13 protein-coding genes and 1 pseudogene are annotated in these 21,380 nt (G+C 52.5%); 2 read left to right on the forward strand and 12 right to left on the reverse strand.

The window, feature by feature from the left end:
- Position 1: 1 nt before the first annotated feature.
- The 7 genes and pseudogenes from NSU01_RS18280 to NSU01_RS18310 all read right to left on the reverse strand — a co-directional run bounded on the left by NSU01_RS18280 (position 2) and on the right by NSU01_RS18310 (position 13,576).
- Positions 2 to 8,461 (reverse strand): SDR family NAD(P)-dependent oxidoreductase, encoded by an 8,460-nt coding sequence (locus tag NSU01_RS18280; RefSeq protein WP_076243094.1) that lies wholly within the window; start codon positions 8,459 to 8,461, stop codon positions 2 to 4.
- Entirely contained in the window at positions 8,451 to 9,041 is a 591-nt protein-coding gene (locus NSU01_RS18285) for an indolepyruvate oxidoreductase subunit beta (RefSeq protein WP_076243093.1), read from the reverse strand. The genes NSU01_RS18280 and NSU01_RS18285 overlap by 11 nt, the downstream gene beginning before the upstream one ends.
- A 7-nt stretch (positions 9,042 to 9,048) precedes the next feature.
- Positions 9,049 to 10,797, reverse strand: a complete 1,749-nt coding sequence (gene iorA / locus NSU01_RS18290) for an indolepyruvate ferredoxin oxidoreductase subunit alpha (protein WP_042137644.1) — start codon at positions 10,795 to 10,797, stop codon at positions 9,049 to 9,051.
- Positions 10,798 to 11,202: 405 nt separating this feature from the next.
- Complete coding sequence (locus NSU01_RS18295; protein ID WP_076243092.1) at positions 11,203 to 11,652, reverse strand: YdeI/OmpD-associated family protein; 450 nt, start codon at positions 11,650 to 11,652, stop codon at positions 11,203 to 11,205.
- Between the two features lie 186 nt (positions 11,653 to 11,838).
- A pseudogene (locus NSU01_RS18300) lies at positions 11,839 to 12,818 on the reverse strand (patatin-like phospholipase family protein).
- A gap of 144 nt (positions 12,819 to 12,962) precedes the next feature.
- Positions 12,963 to 13,154, reverse strand: coding sequence for a hypothetical protein (locus NSU01_RS18305; protein ID WP_039291913.1), 192 nt, complete (start codon positions 13,152 to 13,154; stop codon positions 12,963 to 12,965).
- Between the two features lie 77 nt (positions 13,155 to 13,231).
- Positions 13,232 to 13,576 (reverse strand): hypothetical protein, encoded by a 345-nt coding sequence (locus NSU01_RS18310; protein ID WP_039291910.1) that lies wholly within the window; start codon positions 13,574 to 13,576, stop codon positions 13,232 to 13,234.
- A gap of 242 nt (positions 13,577 to 13,818) precedes the next feature.
- Here NSU01_RS18310 and NSU01_RS18315 point away from each other — a divergent pair, with 242 nt between their 5' ends.
- The gene (locus tag NSU01_RS18315; RefSeq protein WP_042137651.1) at positions 13,819 to 14,166 is read left to right on the forward strand and encodes a ribosomal protein L7/L12; all 348 of its coding nucleotides are present in this window, start codon (positions 13,819 to 13,821) and stop codon (positions 14,164 to 14,166) included.
- Positions 14,167 to 14,265: 99 nt separating this feature from the next.
- On the opposite strand, the gene NSU01_RS18320 is transcribed toward NSU01_RS18315, so the two are convergent.
- The 3 genes from NSU01_RS18320 to NSU01_RS18330 are packed head-to-tail and all read right to left on the reverse strand — an operon-like array spanning position 14,266 to position 16,143.
- Positions 14,266 to 14,904 (reverse strand): ABC-2 transporter permease, encoded by a 639-nt coding sequence (locus tag NSU01_RS18320; RefSeq protein ID WP_076243089.1) that lies wholly within the window; start codon positions 14,902 to 14,904, stop codon positions 14,266 to 14,268.
- Positions 14,897 to 15,766, reverse strand: a complete 870-nt coding sequence (locus NSU01_RS18325) for an ABC transporter ATP-binding protein (RefSeq protein ID WP_076243088.1) — start codon at positions 15,764 to 15,766, stop codon at positions 14,897 to 14,899. Before NSU01_RS18325 ends, NSU01_RS18320 begins: the two co-directional genes overlap by 8 nt.
- On the reverse strand, positions 15,763 to 16,143 hold the full coding sequence (locus tag NSU01_RS18330; protein ID WP_042137658.1) for a GntR family transcriptional regulator: 381 nt from the start codon (positions 16,141 to 16,143) through the stop codon (positions 15,763 to 15,765). The genes NSU01_RS18325 and NSU01_RS18330 overlap by 4 nt, the downstream gene beginning before the upstream one ends.
- A gap of 222 nt (positions 16,144 to 16,365) precedes the next feature.
- On the opposite strand from NSU01_RS18330, the gene NSU01_RS18335 reads away from it, so the two are divergent.
- Positions 16,366 to 17,874 (forward strand): hypothetical protein, encoded by a 1,509-nt coding sequence (locus tag NSU01_RS18335; RefSeq protein ID WP_076243087.1) that lies wholly within the window; start codon positions 16,366 to 16,368, stop codon positions 17,872 to 17,874.
- Here the strand turns inward: NSU01_RS18335 and NSU01_RS18340 are convergent.
- Both NSU01_RS18340 and NSU01_RS18345 read right to left on the reverse strand, forming a co-directional pair.
- The gene (locus NSU01_RS18340; RefSeq protein ID WP_076243086.1) at positions 17,863 to 18,543 is read right to left on the reverse strand and encodes a succinylglutamate desuccinylase/aspartoacylase family protein; all 681 of its coding nucleotides are present in this window, start codon (positions 18,541 to 18,543) and stop codon (positions 17,863 to 17,865) included. The genes NSU01_RS18335 and NSU01_RS18340 overlap by 12 nt on opposite strands.
- A 157-nt stretch (positions 18,544 to 18,700) precedes the next feature.
- Entirely contained in the window at positions 18,701 to 21,247 is a 2,547-nt protein-coding gene (locus tag NSU01_RS18345) for a diguanylate cyclase (protein WP_076243085.1), read from the reverse strand.
- Between the last annotated feature and the right edge of the window lie 133 nt (positions 21,248 to 21,380).

Raw genomic sequence — 21,380 nt, forward strand, 5'->3', positions numbered from 1 at the left:
ATTAGCTCCCCTCCAGTAAGAGTTCAAGTTCATTCAGATCTATAGGGCTATCCACCGCCAGTCCGGAGTTCCCGGAGGCCGCAGATCCCGTTCCTGCTGTCTCCAGAATATGGGCAGTCAGCAGCCGTACCGTGTTGTAATTGAACAGATCATTAGAATGCAGTGCAAGGCCGAGCCGGTCGTTCAGCTTGTCTACCAATTCCAGCGTCAAGACTGAATTCACGCCCAGTTCCGAGAAGGGAAGATCGGCGTTAACCTCTCCGGCCTCCAAATAAATGACCTCCTCCAGCGTGCGGTTCAGACATTGCTCCACCGAGTCTGCAAACGTGTCTACATATCCGATCGCTTCTGCCGGAGTCACGGTTTGCGGAGTCTGTGAAGTTTGTGGCCGAAGGCTCTTGTTCTGCTCATCACAGGCTGGTTCCTGTTCCCAATCCTTCTCTGCTTCAAGCGTGTAGCGATTGGCCTCAGCGGCAGGCGCCGAGAAGCCATTGCCGATCCAATATCTCTTCTTGTCAAAAATATAATTCGGCAGCGGGATCACCCGTGCACGGCTGCGTTCATTATGCAGCAGCTTCCAGTCTATCTTCGCCTTCAGCAGCCAGAGCTGGGCAATCTGCGGCCATTGTCTGTTACGAACCGCGTTGGCAATAAACTGATGTCCGGATTCGTTCTGGAATAGAATGGCGGCAACATCATTCTGCGGGTCCAGGCTGCCTGTGTAGACATCCGGCAAATTCGGTTCTCCGGCGGCAAAGCGGATTAACACTTCCCTAAGCTCCCCGATATTCCGGGTGACAATGGCCACTCTCTCGGCAAAAGCTTCCCGCCCAACCTGCAGCGTATAAGCGACATCCTCTAGGCGCAGTGTATATCCTTCTGTATCGGCGGCATCCATCTCCGCCGCACTAGCCGCAGCAGTCTCGGCGTAAGCCTGGGTATCAAATCCGATTCCGGTATTCCTCCGGTTAAGCTCAGCCGCTTCCAGATGATTCATCAGCTCACGCAGCGACCGGTTAGCCCCTAATGTGCTGTCGGCAGCATGTTCCTGAACCAGCTCATTGATGGCATCGGCCAGCCTAACCTGGTGTACAGCATCCGCGCACAGCTCAGTCAGAATTTCGTCGTAGTCGATCTGCCCGGGGTTCACGCCTAGCACTTCCGCGACAACGTCCAGACAGCGGTTCCGGACAGCCTGTAATCGGGCGGTTATTAGCTCACTTGTGTCCACAGCCCGTCCACCCGTCCGGTGGCGGGCGATAAATGCCGCGAGCTGCCGGGCCTGCGCCTGCAGCTTGTCCCTGCTCTTGGCGGACAGCAATATGAGCTGCTCCTCACTCTGCCTTGCAGGAGGTACGTCCGGCTCATATTGCTCAATTACGATATGGGCATTGGTGCCGCCTGCCCCGAAGGAGCTGATGCCCGCCCTGAGCGGCTGAACCTTCAGCCCATCCGGCGTCTCCTCCGTAAGCGGCTTCCACGGCTGGAGTGAACGCTGTACGTAGAACGGTGTCTTGGCAAAATCTATATTCTCGTTGAGCTGTTCCGCAAGAATTGAAGGCACCAGCTGCTTGTGCTTCATTTGCAGCAGCACCTTGGTCAAGGAGGCCATACCGGCTGCCGATTCGAGATGTCCGATATTGCTCTTGACCGAGCCAATGGCGCAAAACTGCGTTTTGGCGGTGAATTTCTTGAACGCCTTCGTTAACCCGGCCACCTCGATCGGGTCTCCCAGCGCAGTGCCGGTACCATGGGCCTCAATGTAACTGATCTGCTCGGGATGCACGCCAGACCTCCGCAGCGCCTCCTCAATCAGCTCGGACTGGGCATTCGGATTAGGCACAGTATAAGAACTGACCTTGCCGCCGTGATTGACCGCCGTTCCTTTGATTAAGCCATAGACTGAATCCCCGTCGCGGAGCGCCGCCTCCAGCGGTTTCAGCAGAACCGCGCCAACGCCTTCACCGGGAACATAGCCGTCCCCGCCCTGGCCGAAGGCCCGGCACTTGCCTTCCGTGGAGCCGAACCGCTGATCGGTCAGGAAGATATATTTTGCCGGATGCACTAGGGTGTTGACACTACCGGCCACCGCCATTTCACTCTCACCATGCCGGATGCTCTCGCAGGCCATATGGATAGCCACCAGCGCTGACGAGCACATCGTATCAATAGCCAGGCTCGGTCCCTTGAAGTTGAAATGATATGAAATCCGGTTGGCGATGGACGCAAACGAAGAACGGACATCCATGAGCCGGCCGTTATTGTATTGCTCGACACCTAGCAGCTGATAATGGGAATTCATAACGCCGATGAATACGCCAACCTTCTTGCCGGAGAGAGTATCCGCGGCAGCTCCCGCATCCTCCAGCGTGTGGTAGGTGGTCTGGAGCATGAGCCGCTCCTGCGGGTCCATCAGCTCCGCTTCCCGCGGGGAGATATGGAAGAATCCGGCATCGAACTTCTCGACATCCTTCATGAACGCTCCCCACTTGGTGTACACTTTGCCCGGCTTGCCTTTCTCAGGATGGTAATCCTTGTGGTAATCCCAGCGCTCCGGCGGAATCTCCGTAACGCAGTCCTGCCCCCCGCTTAGCACATCCCAGAATTCCTCCAGCGTATCCGCCATCGGGTACTGTCCGCTTAAGCCGACAATCGCAATATCCCCGCTTACTGCTTCTGCTCCCTGATGCCGGGACATGGCGGGGGCAGCTTCCTCTTTTACAGCCGCTTCCTGTACAGTTCCCGTTTCTGCTGACACCGCTTCTGGCATCACTTGTTCCGCCGTTTCTTCCACTACTGCTTCTTGTTGCTCCGTTCCCCCGCTCTGACCGGGCTCCCCGGCGGACTGCTGAAAGAATTCCGCATGATTATCCATAAAGAATGCCGCCAGAAGGGCAATCGTGCTGTATTCAAAGAAAAGTGTGCTTGGCAAATCGGAGAAGTCTTTGCCCAGGATCCCATTCAGCTCCATGATCATGATGGAATCGATGCCGTATTTGGAGAAGTCGGCTGAGGCTTCAAGCTGCACTGCCGGAACCCCGGTCGCCTGCGACACGACTCCCTTCAAGTACTGCTGAATAGCTTCCTCCACCTTAACGTTGGGGACAAGACCGCTATGAAGCGGCTGCTGCTGGATTGGCGGAACCGGAAGCTTCAGTGGAGCTGTTGCCCCGCCTGTTACCGTTACCGCTGCTGCCCGCTGCCGCTCATGAACACTCTGCGCGGAAGCATTCAGCACCCTCTCCTGCTGCGGCTTCTCTTCTGTAACTGCCGCAAGTACCCGGCTCACCTGCTGCCGTTCTCCGCAGGCTACAATAATACGGGATTCATCCGTGCGGACCAGCTGCTCCAGTAGTTCAAGACCGGCATGTGTGTCCAACTGCTCCATCCCGGCCTGCTGGCGGTATTGTACGGCTTCCTCTCCGGACAACTGCATCGCGCCGTCATTCCACACCGGCCAGTTGATCGACAGCGAGGCACCTGAACGCATACCCTCCTTAACCTGCTCAGCCCGGAGTAAGGCAAAGCGGTCGAGATAGCTGTTCGCCGCCGCATAAGTACCTCTGGCGAAATCTCCAATGATTGCGGAAATGGACGAGAAAAACACGAAGAAATCCAGCTTCTCCATCTGCGTAGCTTCATCCAGGTTGACCGCTCCCTGGATCTTGGGCAACAGCACTTCTGCCATCTGTTCAGGACTGGCTTCCATCAGCGGCTGCTCACCGAGCACTCCGGCACAATGAATGATGCCGTGAATGGAATGAAAAGCCTGTTGGGCCTGCGCCACAATCTCGGCGGCAGTCTGCCGCTCCGCGATATCACCAGGCAAGTAAATAACCTGCCCGGGATAACTCTGCAGCCGCTCAAGCTCACGGCTTCTCGGTTCATCCAGTGCGGATCTTCCGGTCAGCACCACATTGGCTTCATAATTCCGCAGGGCAAATTCGGCCACGGCAAGTCCCAGCTTACCCATTCCGCCGGTAATCAGGTAGGTACCCTGTTTGCGGAAACCGCTGAACTCTGCTTCCGGTAGTGACTCCAGCGGAAGGATTACACGGCTGGCTCTCGCTCCGCCTGAATAACTAATTTCCACAAAAGACGCCTGCTTGCGGTACAGCAGCTCTTGCGCCGCGTAGAACGGAATTTCTTCTGCACGCTTGCAATACATCACGGACGGGATGAAGCTGCGGTTGGTGGCCTGAAGGGCCTTGGACAGCCCCCGCAGCATTCCCGCTCCCGGCTGGCTGCCGCTGTGGACTGCGCCAAGCAAGAAGCGGACCTGATCCTGGGAATAGAGCTGAGTAACCGCCTTGAACAGATACAGAACCGGATAAAAAGCGTTCAGGATCTCTGCCTGTTCCCCATCCCACTCATACAGAATAGCGTCAATCCTTATCCCCTTAGCCAGCAGCTCCGTGAGCAGCCTGCCATAATCCGCTTCCTGTTCAGGCCGGATGCTGTATTCCAGACTTCCTGCAGCTGCGCTGTACTCCGCTCCCGGATTCACAATAATGATGTTGTCCGGCACCGTATGCTCCCGGGCGAATGCTTCTGCCAGCCGGTGAGCCTTCCCTTTGTCCCGGACCATATACAGCATATTCTTCACTTCGGCCTTGCTGATCCCTTCACTATGGCCGCCAAGCCCCCCGGCTTCCGGAAGCTGGGCTTCCTGCCAGCGCTCGGTGTACAGGTGAATACGGCGGCTTGCCGCACTAACCGCATTGGTTGGCTGAATGGCCCGGATCGTGAAGTCCCTGGCTTCCACCAGCACTTCCCCCTGCTCATTCAGAATATAGACATTGAACCGCTTCATCCCCGCTGCCTTGCCTGCGGTCTCGGGTACGATCTCCGCATATGAATAGCAGCTTGGCGTCAGCCTGCCGTAGATGCGGACTTCACCGAGTGCGAACGGAATATGCAATCTTAGCTGCTTGTACGCCTCGGCTCCGCCGATCCAGGTCACTGCCCGCAGCGCAGCATCGACAAGGGACGGGTGCAGCATATATTGGCTAAATGCAGGCAGCAGATCCGGAGGAAGGTCGAGCTTCTCCAGCGATTCTCCGCTTCCGCACAATGCTTCTGTTGTAGCCTGGAAGCTTGGCCCATATTGAAAACCGATGGAGCTTCCAAACACCTCGTTGTAGCAGAAATCCTTGGCAATTCTGACTCCGCCCCGGGCCTGAATAGCGTTAAGATTGAAGCTGTGCCGCTCCGCCTGCTGTGCAGTCCCGGTATAGAGCTTGCCCGTGCAATGAATAATCCGGGTGCCGTTCTCCGCGGTATACACCTGGAACTTCATATGCCCTGATTCGGGAGTGAGCTGAATATAGGCATCCCGTGTATCGGCCACTTCCAGCCGGTTCACCCATAGCACATCTTTAATGGAATGCACCTGCGTCCTGGCCGCGAATTCGCCGGCCGCCCTGACCATCTCCAGATAAGCGACTCCCGGCAAAATCACCCGTTCATCCACAATATGCTCGCCAACATAGAAATCGCTCACCTTAAGTGTCTTCACGAATAGCAGCCGCTCCGGGCTGGACTTCGCCAGATCAATCATCGGATGGCTCTGAGCCGGAGCAGCCTGAGGGGCCGCCATCCAATTCGAAGAACGGTTGAAGGCATAGCCGGGCAATGGCTGCTTCTTGAAGCTTCCGCCGGGATACAGCCTGCTCCAATCTAAATCTGCCCCAGCCAGCCATAGCTTCAGCAGAACCTCATGGAACCCGAAGACTCCGTCACTCTGAGGCGATAATGCTGCCGTTTCCTTATCCCCTGCACACAGCCGGATCACCTCAGACTGCAGGACGCTCTGCCCGGCACATTGCTCCTGAAGCTGTTCTCTCCAGCTTGCAGGCCCGGCAATTTCTGCCATATGCTGATTGGCTTCGTGCAGACAGGTGTAGGGGACATTTAGATTCAGTTGATCCTGCCGTTCATTGAGCTGATTCCGGACTGCTTCCAGCACTCCAGCCTCTTCCTCATCAGAGGAAGTTAACAGCCGGACGGCCATTTCCTTGGATATAACCTCATCCAGAACAAGCTGGACCCATTCACTCAGCCGCGCATCACTTAAAGTGATGCGTTCCGACAAATCCCATTTCTGATTCAGCTTCAGCAGCGAACCGTAGGCGATCAACAGCAGAAGAACACGCTGCCGCTCCATTGCCTCGCCACCCTCACCGGCAGCTAACAACTGCTCCTGATGCAGCAGCGAGTCTGTGGACAGCTTCGCTGCCTGCAGCGCCGGGGATTGATCCCAATCCCGCAAATATTTCTTAAAGGTAAATTGCGTCCGGCTGAGTATTCTGGCTTTCTCCACATAATGCCTGAACGCCGCAGCGTCAGCACCGGTGATGCATACATTGCGCAAGCCGGCAATATACGCCGGGCCAATGTTAATACGGTGAATCTTCACTTGATGAACAGGGTCTATGAAGGTCAACTCCGGTCTTTGCAGCACCGTTTCCGCAAGAGTAGCCCTGCCGGTCAGAATGTCATACGCCTGAACAGGCGTAATCATTCCGCTGACCGCCATTGCTAGCAGCGTCCCTTGCTGCTCACCGCTCACGGATGCGACATCTACTCCCAGGCTGATCAAGACTTTAGCCAGCGTATAATTAATCAGGAAAGAGTAGGCGGCAAGCTTATCCTTGTTCCATTTGGCAATTGTAAGGCCACTCCGGATAGCGGCCGGCCCGCCGCGCAGCTCAGTTTCGGCAATAACCTCTTCAAGAACTTCGCGGATATACGGCTCTTCCATCACGCTCTTAATCTCCGTGTATCCTGTATAGATGACATTGGTGAAATGTACCGACCAGCGCTTGCGGCCCGGCTCCAGCCGCTCAACAGCGGAGGCAGCGGATTGCAGATACTCGGCTAGCTCCTGCCTGCTCCGGATGACAGCGCCGATTCTGTATTCCCGGCAATGGCGTCTGCCTGCAAGCAGCGTTTTGCATAACTCTCCGATGGATACGTCCGCCATCTCCGGAGAATTCACATGAGACTTCCAGACGGCTATACTCTCGTTCAAACTGTCGCTGTTCAGGGCAGAGAGAGTGAAGAGCTGCGCACCCGGTACGGATTTATTACTGGCTCTGGCCGGTTTCGGCGGCTCGTACGCCTCAAGAATCACATGGGCATTGACTCCGCCGAAGCCAAAGCCGCTTACGCCCGCCCGCAACGGTGTATCTTCATTGACCGGCACCCAATCCGTGTTGGCCGTGGCTACCTTAAACGGGGTATGCTCCCAGTCCAGCAGCGGATTCAGACCGGTAAGGTTGAGCAGCTTGGGAATAGTCTTATGCTTCATCATCAGCAGCACCCGGATGATCCCGGCAACGCCAGAGGCACTTGCCAAATGTCCGATATTGGTCTTGACCGAGCCAATGGTGCAGAACTGTTCCTGATCGGTGTACTGCCTGAACACCTGGGTCAGCGCTTCGACTTCAATCGGATCGCCAAGAGCGGTTCCTGTGCCATGCGCCTCAATATAATTGACGGTCGAAGCATCTACCCGGGCTTGCCGCAAAGCGGCTTCAACCAATTCCTTTTGCGCTTTCATGCTCGGTGCAGCGATGGTCTGTGAAGCGCCGCAGTGGTTCACTGCCGTTCCCCGGATAATGCCGTAGATATGGTTGCCGTCCCGCACCGCATCCTCCAGCTTCTGCAGCAGCAGGACGCCAACGCCCTCTCCCTGCACAAATCCGTCCGCATTCTCGTCAAAAGCCTTGCATTGTCCGTCCCGGCTCATCATATTCGATTTGGAGAAGGTCACGTACCGCCAAGGATGATATGCCAGGCACACGCCTGCCGCTATGGCATACTTCGCTTCTCCGGCCTGTAGATTCTGTCTTGCTTTGTGAACAGCAACCAGTGAAGAGGAGCAAGCGGTATCCAGAGAGAGGCTCTCTCCGGTCAGGCCCAAAGTATGCGAGATGCGGTTCGCCGCAATACATTCGAAGTTGCCGAGCCCCGCATAATGATCGACCTTATCACCACCGGTCAATGCAATCAGACCGTAGTCATTGCCGGTAACCCCGACATACACAGAAGTCCGTTCCTTCTGGAGTTCGGCCAGCGGAATCCCTGAATCCTCAAGACAATGCCATGTTTCTTCCAGCAGAATCCGCTGCTGGGGGTCCATGCTCGCCACCTCTCTGGGTGACAAGTTAAAGAAGGTATTGTCGAACTTGTCGATGCCGGATAAAGAAGCACAGTATTTCACAAACTGCTCATTGTCCCAGCCGAGGTCGGCCTCGTTCTTCAGTCCGTATCTTCCGTTCTGCCAGCGGTCATAACTGATAGGCTTGACGGAATTCACATGATTGATCATGTTGTTCCAGTAGCTGCTGTAATTCTCTGCCTCTGGGAATCTGCACCCGATGCCGACAATCGCCACATCCTGCCCGGCTGCAGCCCTCCGCGGCTTAAGCTTGCTTGCCGAAGCCTTAGAGCTCATATACCGTCTCCTTTTCTCTGGCGACCCGTTGTTCCCTCATCCCTCTAAGCAGAGAGAGAATGCTGTCCTCCTGATACTGCTTCTTGATATACTTTTCCATCGTGCTCTTCCAGACATCGAATTCAAATCCAAGCGCCTGCAGCAGCGCGCCCAGCATGACGAAATTCTCATTCCGCACATTTCCCGTTTCCTTCGCAATGGCAGTTCCTTCGACATAAGTGATATGCTTGTACCGGCTGAAGTTGTCCTCGTACTTTCCTTTGTATGTATCTTCATTCAGCTCTGCCAGATTGACGAGCATCCGCCCCTCCTGTTTCAGGAAGCTTCCCCAGCGCAGCGCTTCGATCTGATCGAAGCCGACAATATAGTCCGCTGTGCCCATTTCAATCAGGGGAGAGTAGATTTTGTCGCCAAAACGAACCTGTGCATGCACGCTTCCGCCTCTTTGCGACATACCGTGCACCTCGGAGACCTTCACGTCATACCCGAGCGCAACCAGTCCCTGGGATAACACATTGGTTACAGTAATGACACCTTTTCCGCCCACACCGGCTAAAATAATGCTTGTAGCTGCTGTCATAGGTCGCTTAAGCCTCCTTAATGCTGTCATAGGGACAAACCTGCTGGCAGATGCTGCAGCCCTTGCAGTCCAGCGGATCAATCATGATTTGGCGGTCCACAATTTTGATAGCCGAGCAGCCTAGCATAGTGCATTTTTTGCAATTCACACAGGTAACATTGTCAATGATGTATTTTTTTGTGGGTTCCGCTTTGCTTTTGAGAAGTTCACAAGGATGTCTGGAGATGATTACGAACGGTTCAGTGCTGTGCTTGGCTGTGTCCACACACTGCTGCGTTTCTTGGAGGTTGGTGGGGTCTAGTATTCTGAGGTTGTCCGGTTTAATGCCCAGTGCGAGCACGATATCTTCAATCCGTATGACTTCCGACGTGCTGCCCTGCAGTGTGCGCCCGGTGCCCGGGTTCTCCTGATTGCCGGTCATAGATGTGGAGCGATTGTCCAGGATACAGATGACAATCGGGGTCTTGTTGTAAACTGCGTTCAGCAGTCCGGTCATACCTGAGTGAAAAAAGGTGGAGTCACCGATGAAGGCGAATACCTTCTTGCCCATCGGTTTGAAATCCTGAGTCCGCTGCATGCCCGTTGCCATAGAGATGGAAGCGCCCATGCAGAGCACGGTGTCTAGCGCCTTGATCGGCTCGGTGCCGCCCAGCGTATAACAGCCGATATCTCCGGCGGCAATAATGTCCCTGTGCTGCTTGACTGCGCTGTACAGTCCGAGATAACCGCAGCCTGCACACAGCCTTGGCGGCCTTGCCGGTACTTGGACACCCTCGTAGCAGTCGAATTCTTCACGGGTGATCGCTTTTCTGATAATTTCCGGGTTCAGCTCGCCGCAGACGGGGATGATCTCCTTACCGGTACAGGCAATGCCCATCGCTTTAAGTGAGGTTTCGATGAAGGGCTCGCCCTCCTCGACGACATAGATTGTTTTGGCCCATGCAGCGAATTCTTTGGCCTTCTCGTCCGGAAAAGGATAACTCATACCCAGCTTCAGCACGGATACCGTATCTCCGAACACTTCCTTAACATATTGATAGGATATTCCGCTCGTCACTATGCCGATCTCCGGGGAGCTGTACTCTATTACATTAAGAGGGGAGGAATTGGAGTACGCCTGAATATCCAGAAGATTCGCTTCGATTTCCAGATGCCGCTTTCTGGAGATGGCCGGAAGGAGCAGCCTGTCCAGCTTGTTTTTCTTATAGGTTCTGAATTTCTCCTCTACCGCCAGGTCTTCCTGGAAGTGAACAATCCCCTTCGAATGGGACACCCGGGTTGTGGTCCTGAACAGGACAGGCGTGTTGAAGCGTTCGCTGATCTCATAGGCTTCGACAATCATATCCTTGCATTCCTGGGAGCTGGTCGGCTCGAGTAGCGGCATCTTGGCATGACTGGCATAAATGCGGTTGTCCTGTTCGTTCTGCGAGGAATGAATCCCCGGATCATCTGCCGAAACAATGACCAGACCGGCATTTACACCTTCGTAGGTCATATTGAACAGCGGATCTGCCGCCACATTCACCCCTACGTGCTTCATGGTGGTCAGGCTGCGGATACCGGCGATACAGGCGCCTGCTGCTACTTCCAGCGCTACCTTTTCGTTAGGTGCCCACTCGGCATATACGCCCTCATAGACACTGATGCTCTCGACTATTTCCGTACTCGGTGTTCCGGGATAGGATGAAATGATTTTACAATTTGCTTCATAAGCGCCTCTGGCAATTGCCTCATTACCCATCATTAGAGCTTTCATCGGATCGTCCTCTCGTTCATCTCATTTAACAGAACCACGCAGCTGAATTTCTCCCAAATCACAGATTACATATTTAACATTTATAGGCTCTTACTACTTATATATAGGCTATAATCAATATTATAGTGTTACTATTAACTTTGTTACTTTTTTTTAATAAATTCCAGCCTTTCAGTTCCTTAATCTGCTAATTTTCACAAAATTGAAATAATTAAAAAGCCTGCAACCTTTTATTGCAGACTTTCCAAATAAAAACGTATATTTATCTTTTATAGTATTTATTGTCGATTCCCCTCAAAAGGCCAAATGGACCAGACCGTCCTTCATAGATACCGGATTGTGGGTACAGAGAAGCATTCCAAATCCGTTTGCAGTGCCATTGTGCTTTAGGTCCTTCAACAGGATTCATTTATCTTTCAGTGTGTTAATTAAAGCCAGTATGCGGTTAATCTTCGTCTCTTCCTTTTTGGCAAGCTCGATGTAATGGATCTGCTCCCGCTTAAGATAATCTGGCTGATCCAGGAATGGATTAAGCATATCGTGATCTTCAAGGTTTCTGGTGATGTAGTCCGGCACCACAATATTACGGCTCTCCTCATCTTTTGTAAGAATGACATGGAGTTTGTCACCGGGCTTTTTAAGTACGGCTCTTCGGATGAATTCATTATATACAAAATAATGCCCGTTTTTTGACGGCAGCAGCGTATGTTCGAACCGGTGTCCGTCAACGGTAATTTGAACCGGCACTTTACCGTTCGTATCGAATATTTCCTTCACTGCATATGGGAAATACACTACTTTCCATTTCATTTTGCCTTCCAGCATCTTGATCTCGCTATCAAATTCATACTCCATCTTAAGCATCACTCCTCATTATAAAGAAGCTTCAATATCCACTCTCTTCTCACACTTCGGCATTGTGTCTATATTCTTGATCCTTATAAAAGAAACCTTCCCATTCCCGGCAGTGCTATTGGCAAATTTGTGAATCCCCAGACAAAAGGCTACTGCTCCTCAATGTGGAAGTAGTAGCCTTGCGTTTCAGTGATAAATACCGGGCTCCTGCTGCGATTCACCGGAAAGGGGCTGAACCGGCAATGCTGCATGATTTTCTCTGAATTTATGCTTATAGTCTTCGAAGTCCCATGTCTCCAGGAATTTATCTGCCGCAGCGTGACCGGATGAGAGCAAGAAATGCTTATCTTCTTCCGTCAATTCGAATTTTGTCGTCGTTACTTTTCCAGTAGGAATAAATATTGTGCGCTCTTCCGCATGTTTGTCTACATGTCTTTGATCATGAGCCTGCAGCATGGTTTTGAACATCCCTTTGAGTAACGAGACCGGACCATTGATCTCTATCGATTGGGCATAGTTCGCCTTTCCGACAGTCTGAATCCGAAGGTTGGCCACCGCGGGACTCCATCTACGTCAAACAGCCAGATCGGATAATTGCTAAGCATTCCTCCGTCCAGCATATAATAGGGTTTCTTCTGCAGGGGCGTATGCCAGACATAGGGTTGAAAAAAGAAAGGCAGCGTGGTGCTCATCCGTACTGCTGCGGCTATGGGGAATTCGGACGCCTTCAAACCATAGTGAGGCAAATCATTAGGGAAAACTGCAATCCGCCCATTGCTTATATTCGAGACTATAATCGAAAGCTTGCCTTCGGGAATATCTCCAAACGTTACAACTTTCTTACGCTTCAGCCAATCCGTCATTACCTGTTCTAAAATGTGGTTGCTGTAAATGCCTGACTTCATCATTAACGGAAGCGCCTTGTTCAAGATCGGCAGGCTGTTCATTCTGGTACGCCCGAGCAGCTTCATATAGTCCAGCGAGCTCATCAGCTCTCTGATTTCAGCACTATTGTAACCGCAGGCCAACAAAGCTGCAATGATCGCGCCGGCTGAAGTCCCCGCAAGCTTGTTCCAGGTATATCCTCTGGATTCCATCACTTCAATGGCTCCTACAAAAGCAATTCCCTTTACGCCGCCGCCTTCAAAGACTGCATCTGCCTCCACCTGAGTACCCCTCCTGTTACTTGTAAAAGATGTATCTGTAAGTATGTGTTGGATACTCTGATTTATTCACTTGTAAAACAACAAAAAGCGGATGCACCAGGACCATGAAACCAGTCTTGGACAGCCGCTTGTTGGGGAGACAGATCAAAAGATCCACATGATCACAAAAATGAAAAAGGCAATGACAGCTATGGCAATAACCAGATCGGATATTTGCCTCCATAAGCCTGGAGGGCCTTCGGTGTGATACTTCTGCGCATTCACGTCATGGTTGGCTTTATGCCCGCCGGGATCAGTCGAATTCGCATGTGGTCCCGGATTAAAGAAGTCAGCCATGAAATCACCTCCCTTTCCATGATTATACACCATTTAATCTCACTTTTGATTCATTTGTCCTGAAACAGCACTTATTGTTAAAAAGCGATTTGCACCGATCCGTCCTCGTAAATATCGACCCGCTGGGTGCATAGGAGCATGCCGAGTCCGGAAGCGGTGCCTTTGGTCTTCAAATCCTGCTGTCTGCGCTCCCACAGCTCGCGGTCGTGGATGATGTCATACAAGTAATAGCTCTCAGCGTTAGCCGCTTCCATCTCCTCCACAAAAATGAACCCGCCAGGGAACATGCTGCGGAACCACTGGGCCGCTTCCAGGTGAGAATGGAATGCCGGAAGCTCCTGCTCAAACCGCTCTGACAAATAACGCTGCTTCAGCCGGCCGATCCTTACATAATATTCTTCAAGATTGTACGGAGTTATCACCGGTAAGCCCCCCATCTCCATAAATATTTGAAATTTCGCATAAAAATATCATAATTTTAGAGGGTTGAATATGACATTCTGCATGATACGGGATGAAGTCCGTTCAACCGGACCCGCTGAACTACGTATGAACTGTTCCTAATTCAGGAGTGAAGTGTTCATTCTTCTGCTCAGCGGGTAGTAGAATATGATAGGTCTAGTTACCGTAATCGATGCTATAAGGGCAGAAAGGAGCCGCTCCCATGGACAATACGGATATTATCGCAATTCTGGCTTTGGTTCTTGTGTTACTGCTTATGTTAAGTGTGTTCCGTCTGAAAAAGCGCGTAACAGAGCTGGAGTCTCAGTTGGCGCAGAGGGACGCTTATGGGGGACCTGCAGGAGCTGGAGGCAGGATGGCCGGCATTCCGACCCCGCTGTTCGTGCAGAACCCGGAGATTGCTCCTGATCTGGAGCGGAGACTGCATCTGCTGCTCGCGGAGGGCAAGAAGATTCAGGCGATTAAGGTAATGCGGGAAGCACGGAATTTATCCCTGAAGGATGCCAAGGACTTCATCGACAATCTGGAGCAAGGCGGTACCTTCCGCTGACCTGCCCCTGCACGGAACCAAAACGGCCTCAGCTTCCACTTTAAAGTGGAAGCTGAGGCCGTTTTTTATGATGCCGGCTTGCCTGCAATCCGGCTGGGGCTAAACGTCCTTTTTAACAAAAATCCGCAAAGAGAGCAGATAAGAGCCGTAGATAATAATCAGATAGGCCAGAACACCAATAACGGGCAGAAGCGTGCCGTCCAGCCTGCCGGTCTGGAACCATTCTGCAAGTGCCGGCAACCGTTCAGATAAACTTTTGAATGCCGTGACGTTCAGCATGATTAACATGATGAATACGAAATTGACTACTTGCATGCCCTTTTGTCCCAGCCAGTAATACAGCGGCAGATAGAAGGAAGCAAGCAGCGGAAAAGACGCGGCCGCAAGGCCCAGCTCTCTCCAGCGGAGCGGAGCGTCTATCTTCCCCATCGCAAATGCAAACAGATAGAGCAGCAGTGTGCAGAGGATGCTGAAGGCCAAGAAAGGAATGAGCGTTAAATATTTGGCCTGAATCAGACGCTGCCTCGGTACCGGAAGACTGACCAGAAATTTCTGATTGTTATGCTGCATATCAATAGTGCAGGCATTGATCAGCAGCAGCATGGCCGGAAACAGCGAGAACATAGTGTAGGCATCCGCATTCGTATATCCCATGAGTATATAATACGGCACCAGCAGCAGAATGAATTTCCGGGTAAGGATGAAGTCTTTGCGGATCAGATGCAGGGAGCTATACATGCGCTTCACTTCCTTTTACCGTAAAATACATGATTTCTTCCAGAGTAGGCGTCTCGCAGATAGCCGTATCCCTGAAATACCGTTCGCCCTCCGCACGGTTGCTGATAAGACCCTCGAACCCCAGCACGTTCTCGCGGATACCGACGAACCATCGCCGGACATCACGGTCGAGCAGCTCCTTCCCGCCTTTGACCAGGAGGTAACGCTCGCTGATACTCTCCTTCATCTCATTGAAAACAATCCGCCCCTCGTTGATGAATACAATATAGTCGGCAATCCGGTCCAGATCCATCGTGTTATGGGTGGAGAACAGAATCGATTTCTTCTCGTCCTGAATATGCTCACTGAGCAGCTCAAGCATCTCTCTGCGGAAAATCGGATCAAGCCCCGAGGTAGGCTCATCCATAATAAGTAGATCGGCACCATGGGATAAGGCGATGGCGAGCGAGAATTTGATTTTCATCCCCTTGGACAGATCCTTAATCTTCTTGCCGGGCGGAAGCTTGAACAGCTCCTGAAACTTCACATATGTATCTTCATTCCAGCGGGTGTAGAACGGCGCGATAACTCTCTTCATCTGCTTGACGGTGAGATTCTCATAATAGATATTCTCATCCGAGACGTACCCAATCCGCTCCTTGACCGCTGCTTGATATAGCTGGTTATTCTGGCCGAACATCGTGATATTGCCTTGATCCGGGTAGATCATACCCATCATCATTTTGATCAGCGAAGTCTTGCCTGCGCCGTTCGGGCCGATCAGGCCAGTAATAAACCCCTCCTTGATGGACAATGAGATATCCTTCAGCTCAAACCGGTCGTAACTTTTGGTTAAATGGTCTAACCGGATTACATCGCTCATTCCTGTTCCTCCTCATAGAGCAGTTTCAGCATCTCCGCCAGTTCGGCATACTCCATGCCCAGCAGTCTGCTCTCATCAATGATTTCTTTCAGCTTGCCCTCTACAATCCGCAGCCGCTGCTCCCGGATATATTCCTGATCTGCCCCGGAGACAAAAGAGCCCTTGCCGACAATGGAGTTAATCAGCCCTTCCCGCTCGAGCTCCTCGTAAGCCCGCTTCGTGGTAATGACACTGATCTGCAGCTCCTTGGCCAATAAGCGGATCGATGGCAGCGGCGTACCGGAGACCAGCTCCCCTTGCAGAATCATCTGGCGGACTTGTCCCACAATCTGGGCGTAGATCGGTTCACCGGATGTACTTGATATCAAAATATTCATGCAGCAGCACCAGCGTCCTTTGCGGTTTTTGTATTTAATGTATATATATAATATATACACTATGTCCAGTGGTGTCAATCCTCTAAATTAGCACTGTCTGGTTACAGCTGCGGCGCACATTAGGACTACCGCTCTCTCGCAGGTATTGATCTAATCACTTATGGGAAGTGGTGATGCTATATAGAGGCGGAAGCCGAATGCCTACACAGAGGGGAAGTTCATATGTCTAGAAAAACCGCCGTCTACCCGCTTATCTGCGGGCTGCTGACGGCTGTCGTTATGCTGCTCATGCAGCCTAAATATTCGTATAATGATCCGGATACGTTCTGGCATCTGGAGGTCGGACGCTACATGCTTGAGCACGGGAAGGTGCTGCATCATGCGATACATACCTTTTATGGAGACAAGCTGCCGTATATCCCCCATGAAGCCGGGTTTCAGCTGCTGATTACACCACTGTACCAGTGGTTCGGCTGGCCGGGGATCTATCTGTTGACCGCCCTGTGCCTGTTTGGCTTACTGTTGGGGCTTATACGTCTTGGCGAAGTTTCACGTAAAGAGCTAGGTCTCCTGGAGTATCATGTTCTGCTCCTGCCCTTTGTCCTGCTGATCTCCTGCTGGATCTACTATAACTACTTCAAGGGAAGACCGCAGATGGTCTCCTCTCCGCTGATCGTCTGGTTCTTCATCTGCATGCGGGAATATCAGCTGAAGCCCCGGGCCAGTTATGCGGCAGCAATGCTTATCCTCTCCTGTGCCGTTGCCAATGTCCATACCGGCGTATGGCTGGTGATTGCCGTGTTTACCGGTATGGCCATGCTGGAATCGCTGATTGCACGCAATCTCAGCTGGAAGCGGGCTGCCGTCTTCCTGCTGGTCCTGCTGGCCGGTCTGCCGAATCCGGGAGGACTTCAAGGACTGCTGTTTATCTTCACCGTCACACACAATAACTACAATCTGCTTATTAATGAATGGCAGCCTCTCTCCTTCAGCCGGACGGACCAGCTGCCGATTCTGCTTCTGCTGCTCTTTTTCGCGGTCACCCTGCCCTTCTCCCTGCAGCGGAAGCCGTTCCGCTTCTTCCTGATGACCGGCATTCTCTATCTCGGAGTATCAAATTTCAAGCAAAATCTATTCATGTGGCTGTTCATTCCTTATTTCGCGGCAGTCTTCTTCGAAGCGGTTCCGCTTCCGGGCAAGCTCAGGCTGCGGACAAGCAGAAGAGCGGTTGCCCTTGGACTTGCCACCGGGTTGCTGATCAACACTGTATATATCTTCACGGTCCCGCCAGTGGTGACTGCTGCAGATTACCCCGTCCTAGAAATGAGCTATGTACTGGAGCATACACCGGCAGGCAGGCGGCCTAAGGTGCTGTCCAGCTATGGATCTTCAGGTTATGTGATGTTCCGCGGCGGGGATGTGCTCTGTGACGGGCGCCAGGACCCTTTTATCACCAAGGCTTCGATTGGGATCATGGGCTGGAATGCCTTCGAACGCTCCATGTACGGCTTCTCCGAATACTTGCCTGATATCGTGAAATATGACCGCCCGGATTATGTGATTGTGCGAAACGGCAGCTCCGGGAGGCTGTATCAGGACTGGGTGAAAGCACTCGGCACTCCTGTCTACAAAGGAAGCTACGGGAGTGTATTTGTTCCCGATAACGTGAAGCAGCCCAAGGAAGATCGGCGGTTACAGAGCACAGCACACTATACCGGATCAGCCGGTTAAACCCGCAGCCCGCAGGAAATGGCTGACAATCTCACTTTGCAGCCGCACCCTTAAGGAGAAATCGAGACTCCAGCAGGTTTCCACTGTAACGGCTCTCGCTCCGAGCAGACGCTGCATAGCCATCCGTGAAGTCCCGGCGCGCTCGTGGCGGCGGATATTGAAGCGGTAAGCTTTATTGGGAACCGACAAGTTCATCTTCTTCACAATTTGCTTCGCCACACCTGCCGCCCGGCTAGCCGGGCTGATAATCAGCGTCTGCCCTACGCGCCGCGGATTAAGCTGTGACAGCCCGTTCGCTTCATGCAGATCCAAATACCAGGATGGACGATAACGTGCGGCGAGTTGGAACACCGCTGCTGACAGCGGATGTCTAGCCTTAGTGCCTCTACCCACCGGGAAGGTACGGTTCAAATCAGGTTTGCCGCGGATTCCCTTACGCCGTGCGGATACATTCACCAGCGGGACAATAATCAGCTTCCCTCTGCGCAGAACCCAATCTCCGCGCTTGAACCGGCTTACGATCCCCTGTGCCGCACGGGTACTCGCCGGTTCATTGCCATGGACGCCGGAGATGATCATAAATACAGGACCGGGAGCTACGCTGTTCACGACATAATAAGGTGTGGCATAGGGAGTTCCTGCTGCCAGCATATGCTTCTCGACAGACACCGCGTTTCACCTCCGTTTAGGTATGCAGAAGTACATTCGCTTTATTCTGTAATGTATGCGGATCGCCAATGGTGGATTGGACACATAGACAGGCGCGGCAAAAAGCCGGGTATAGTCCAGACGGACCTTACCCGGCTTCTGTGTTCATAACGGTTATTCAGTGAAATACAACCTGGTTTTTTCCGCTGGATTTCGCCTCATAGAGCGCCTTCTCCGACCCGGCAATGAACTCTGAAGTACGTTCCGTTGTAAGAGGGACTTTCAGCAGACCGCCAATACTTACGGTGACCACACCTTCTTCTTCATAACGGTCGCGGGGAATTTGCAGATCATAGACACCCTTGCGCACAGCTTCGGCCAGCTGCTCCGCCTCTCCGGCGGTTGCCCCGGACAAGGTCAGGATAAAGGCTGCTCCGCTGAAGCGGGCGACGAAAGCGCCGTGCTGCTTGCTGATGATGTTCAGTACATCCGCCACCGATTGAATACACAGATCTCCGCCTTTTAATCCGTGGACTGCATTATAGGAATGGAAATCATCGATGTCGATAGACAGTAAAAGAAGCGGCTCCTGGGCGCGCAGACATTCCTTCCATGTCTTAGCAAGCTCGTTCTCGAACGCCAGCCGGTTCGGCAGATCCGTTAAGGAATCCGTTGTCAGGTAACTCTGCAATTGGGTAGTTACAGTGGTGTAGGCTTCACCCTTCGCATCAGCGTTAGACCCCTTACTCAGAACAGCCATAATGGAAGGTTTGCCGCCGTGGATTACGGAGGCCAGTGTCAGGTTCATGTCCAGCGTCAGTCCATCCGCATTCTGAAACTGTCCGCTGCCGGTTACGAACTGGCTTTTGTTCAGGCTGAGCTCCGAGAAATACTGACGCAATGCAGGACGGTATGATTCGTGCACATATTTCAGGAATGGCTGACCCGTTAGGGACTTGCCCTTCTCTATAGCCATCAGGTCCAGCGCACGGTTATTGCTATAGACGATAATATCATCGGTAATCATAAAGAAAGCTACCGGTGACAGCTCCATCAGCTGCAGATAACGTTGTTCATTATGACGCAGACTTCGTGCATTCTGCAGTGCCTGTTCCTCGGCCTGACGCAGCTGATTCTCCGTCTGGCCGCGCAGGATTGATTTCAGCTGAGGCAGAATGTTGAGATGCTGCTCCTTCCAGGGAAGTGAAGTAGACTGAACGACCTGGCGCCATTTCTCAAAAGATTTCCGGGGAGACAGACGAATCCCGTCATTCTCCTGAATAACAGCCTTTGCAGGATCTCCTGCCCAGTCCACAATCTCTACAACTTCTGGTCTGAACCAGATCATATAGTTCTGCTGTCCGGGAGTCAGAGCCAGATACAGCACGCCGGAGGCTTTGTCCTTGTAAGCTTTGGCTGATTCATATTCCAGACTGAGCCCCGAAGTACAGTAGGTGTAGTCCCTGGCTTTACCGGCCAGCCAGCCCGCAAGCTCCCGTACCTGATCCTGGGAAGGCGTAACCCCGTACAGCATCAGCTTGTCCTGGTAACATACCGCTGCTCCTGAAGCATCCATTAGCGCAAGCAGCGTCTGCTCTTCCTCTCCCAGCTGCTCAATCACCCGGAAGGAGCTTGAATTCCCTGTGAATACATCGACAATCCGCGTCGCCTTGGTCCGCAGCTGCAGCTCTGTCTGATACGTATCCAGCTGCTGGCGCTGGTACAGCTCACTGGAGAAGAAGGAACCCAGGAAATTGCACAGATTGCGGATGCGATGCGGTACATACTTTGGCGAATGGTGATGGCAGGTGATCAGTCCCCAGAGCCTGTTATTATGAATTAACGAGATGGTGGTAGTCGCTCCAACCCCCATATTCTGCAAATATTCGATATGCAGCGGGGAGACACTGCGCAGGATCGACAGGCTGAGGTTCAGCGGCTTGCCGGTTAGGGGCTGAAGCACCGGGATAATCGGTACGGGCGTATAGTGAACATCCACGATGGTCCGCAGCCAGTTGCGCAAGTACAGCTCACGAGCCTGCTTGGGGATATCCGATGCCGGGTAGTGATGCCCGAGGAACGGTTCCAGACCTTCCTCCTTCGCTTCAGCTACAACTTTCCCGTTCCACTCGTCATCGAATTCGTAGATCATCACGCGGTCATAACCGAGCATTTCTTTGACCTGTTCAGCCGCTGCCTGACTGGCTTCAATCCGGCCTGCAGTCTGCTTCATACGGCCGAAGAACGTGCGGATCCATTCAAAATCATTGGCTCCTGCACCCTCCTCTTCGGAGGCTGGCTCCAGCTCGACAATCATCAGCCCTTCACTTTCGTGAATAATGCTGAAGAAATCGGTCATCTCTCCTTCAACTTCAATCTTCAGGACAATATATTGTAAATCTGCGGTTTCCTTGGCGTTCACACTGCGCTCCAGTAAGGCCTGAAGCTGACTATCGCCTACCAGCTCAGCCATAGAAGTTCCAAGCAGCGTCTCTGCAGGAATTCCCAGCACTACATCTGTGTTCCGGCTGGCCTGGACAATAAGATTGTCCTTGCCTTGCGTCACTGCCAGCAGCACGCCATGCGGCTGAATAAGCCCGGGAATATGGATCGGCTCCTTGTCGCAGTTCGTGAGGTCCAGCGATTCATTCAGTTCCAGACCGGCTTCGTTCAGCAATGTGCGGTTGAGCGGATCATTCTCGTTATGGGATTTAGAGTCTGACATGGTGCAACGCCTCCAATGAAGTAAAAGATTTCTATGCATACATTATGTGTAGTTTCATATTATCCTATTTTCGGCAGTGTTCATAATCGTGCAACATAATTAGGAGAAGCTTCTATCTGCGAGGGCCGGTTAA

It is taken from the genome of Paenibacillus sp. FSL H8-0259, assembly GCF_037963255.1.
GTDB classification, from domain to species: Bacteria; Bacillota; Bacilli; order Paenibacillales; family Paenibacillaceae; genus Paenibacillus_AQ; species Paenibacillus_AQ phytohabitans.

Excerpts from the sequence above, each read along its gene's own strand:
- NSU01_RS18320 (WP_076243089.1), bottom strand. The coding sequence starts at position 14,904 with ATGTATAGCTCCCTGCATCTGATCCGCAAAGACTTCATCCTTACCCGG.
- NSU01_RS18295 (WP_076243092.1), bottom strand. The coding sequence starts at position 11,652 with ATGGAGTATGAATTTGATAGCGAGATCAAGATGCTGGAAGGCAAAATG.
- NSU01_RS18305 (WP_039291913.1), bottom strand. The coding sequence starts at position 13,154 with ATGGCTGACTTCTTTAATCCGGGACCACATGCGAATTCGACTGATCCC.
- NSU01_RS18315 (WP_042137651.1), top strand. The coding sequence starts at position 13,819 with ATGGACAATACGGATATTATCGCAATTCTGGCTTTGGTTCTTGTGTTA.
- NSU01_RS18280 (WP_076243094.1), bottom strand. The coding sequence starts at position 8,461 with ATGAGCTCTAAGGCTTCGGCAAGCAAGCTTAAGCCGCGGAGGGCTGCA.
- NSU01_RS18325 (WP_076243088.1), bottom strand. The coding sequence starts at position 15,766 with ATGAGCGATGTAATCCGGTTAGACCATTTAACCAAAAGTTACGACCGG.
- NSU01_RS18285 (WP_076243093.1), bottom strand. The coding sequence starts at position 9,041 with ATGACAGCAGCTACAAGCATTATTTTAGCCGGTGTGGGCGGAAAAGGT.
- NSU01_RS18330 (WP_042137658.1), bottom strand. The coding sequence starts at position 16,143 with ATGAATATTTTGATATCAAGTACATCCGGTGAACCGATCTACGCCCAG.
- iorA (WP_042137644.1), bottom strand. The coding sequence starts at position 10,797 with ATGAAAGCTCTAATGATGGGTAATGAGGCAATTGCCAGAGGCGCTTAT.
- NSU01_RS18335 (WP_076243087.1), top strand. The coding sequence starts at position 16,366 with ATGTCTAGAAAAACCGCCGTCTACCCGCTTATCTGCGGGCTGCTGACG.
- NSU01_RS18345 (WP_076243085.1), bottom strand. The coding sequence starts at position 21,247 with ATGTCAGACTCTAAATCCCATAACGAGAATGATCCGCTCAACCGCACA.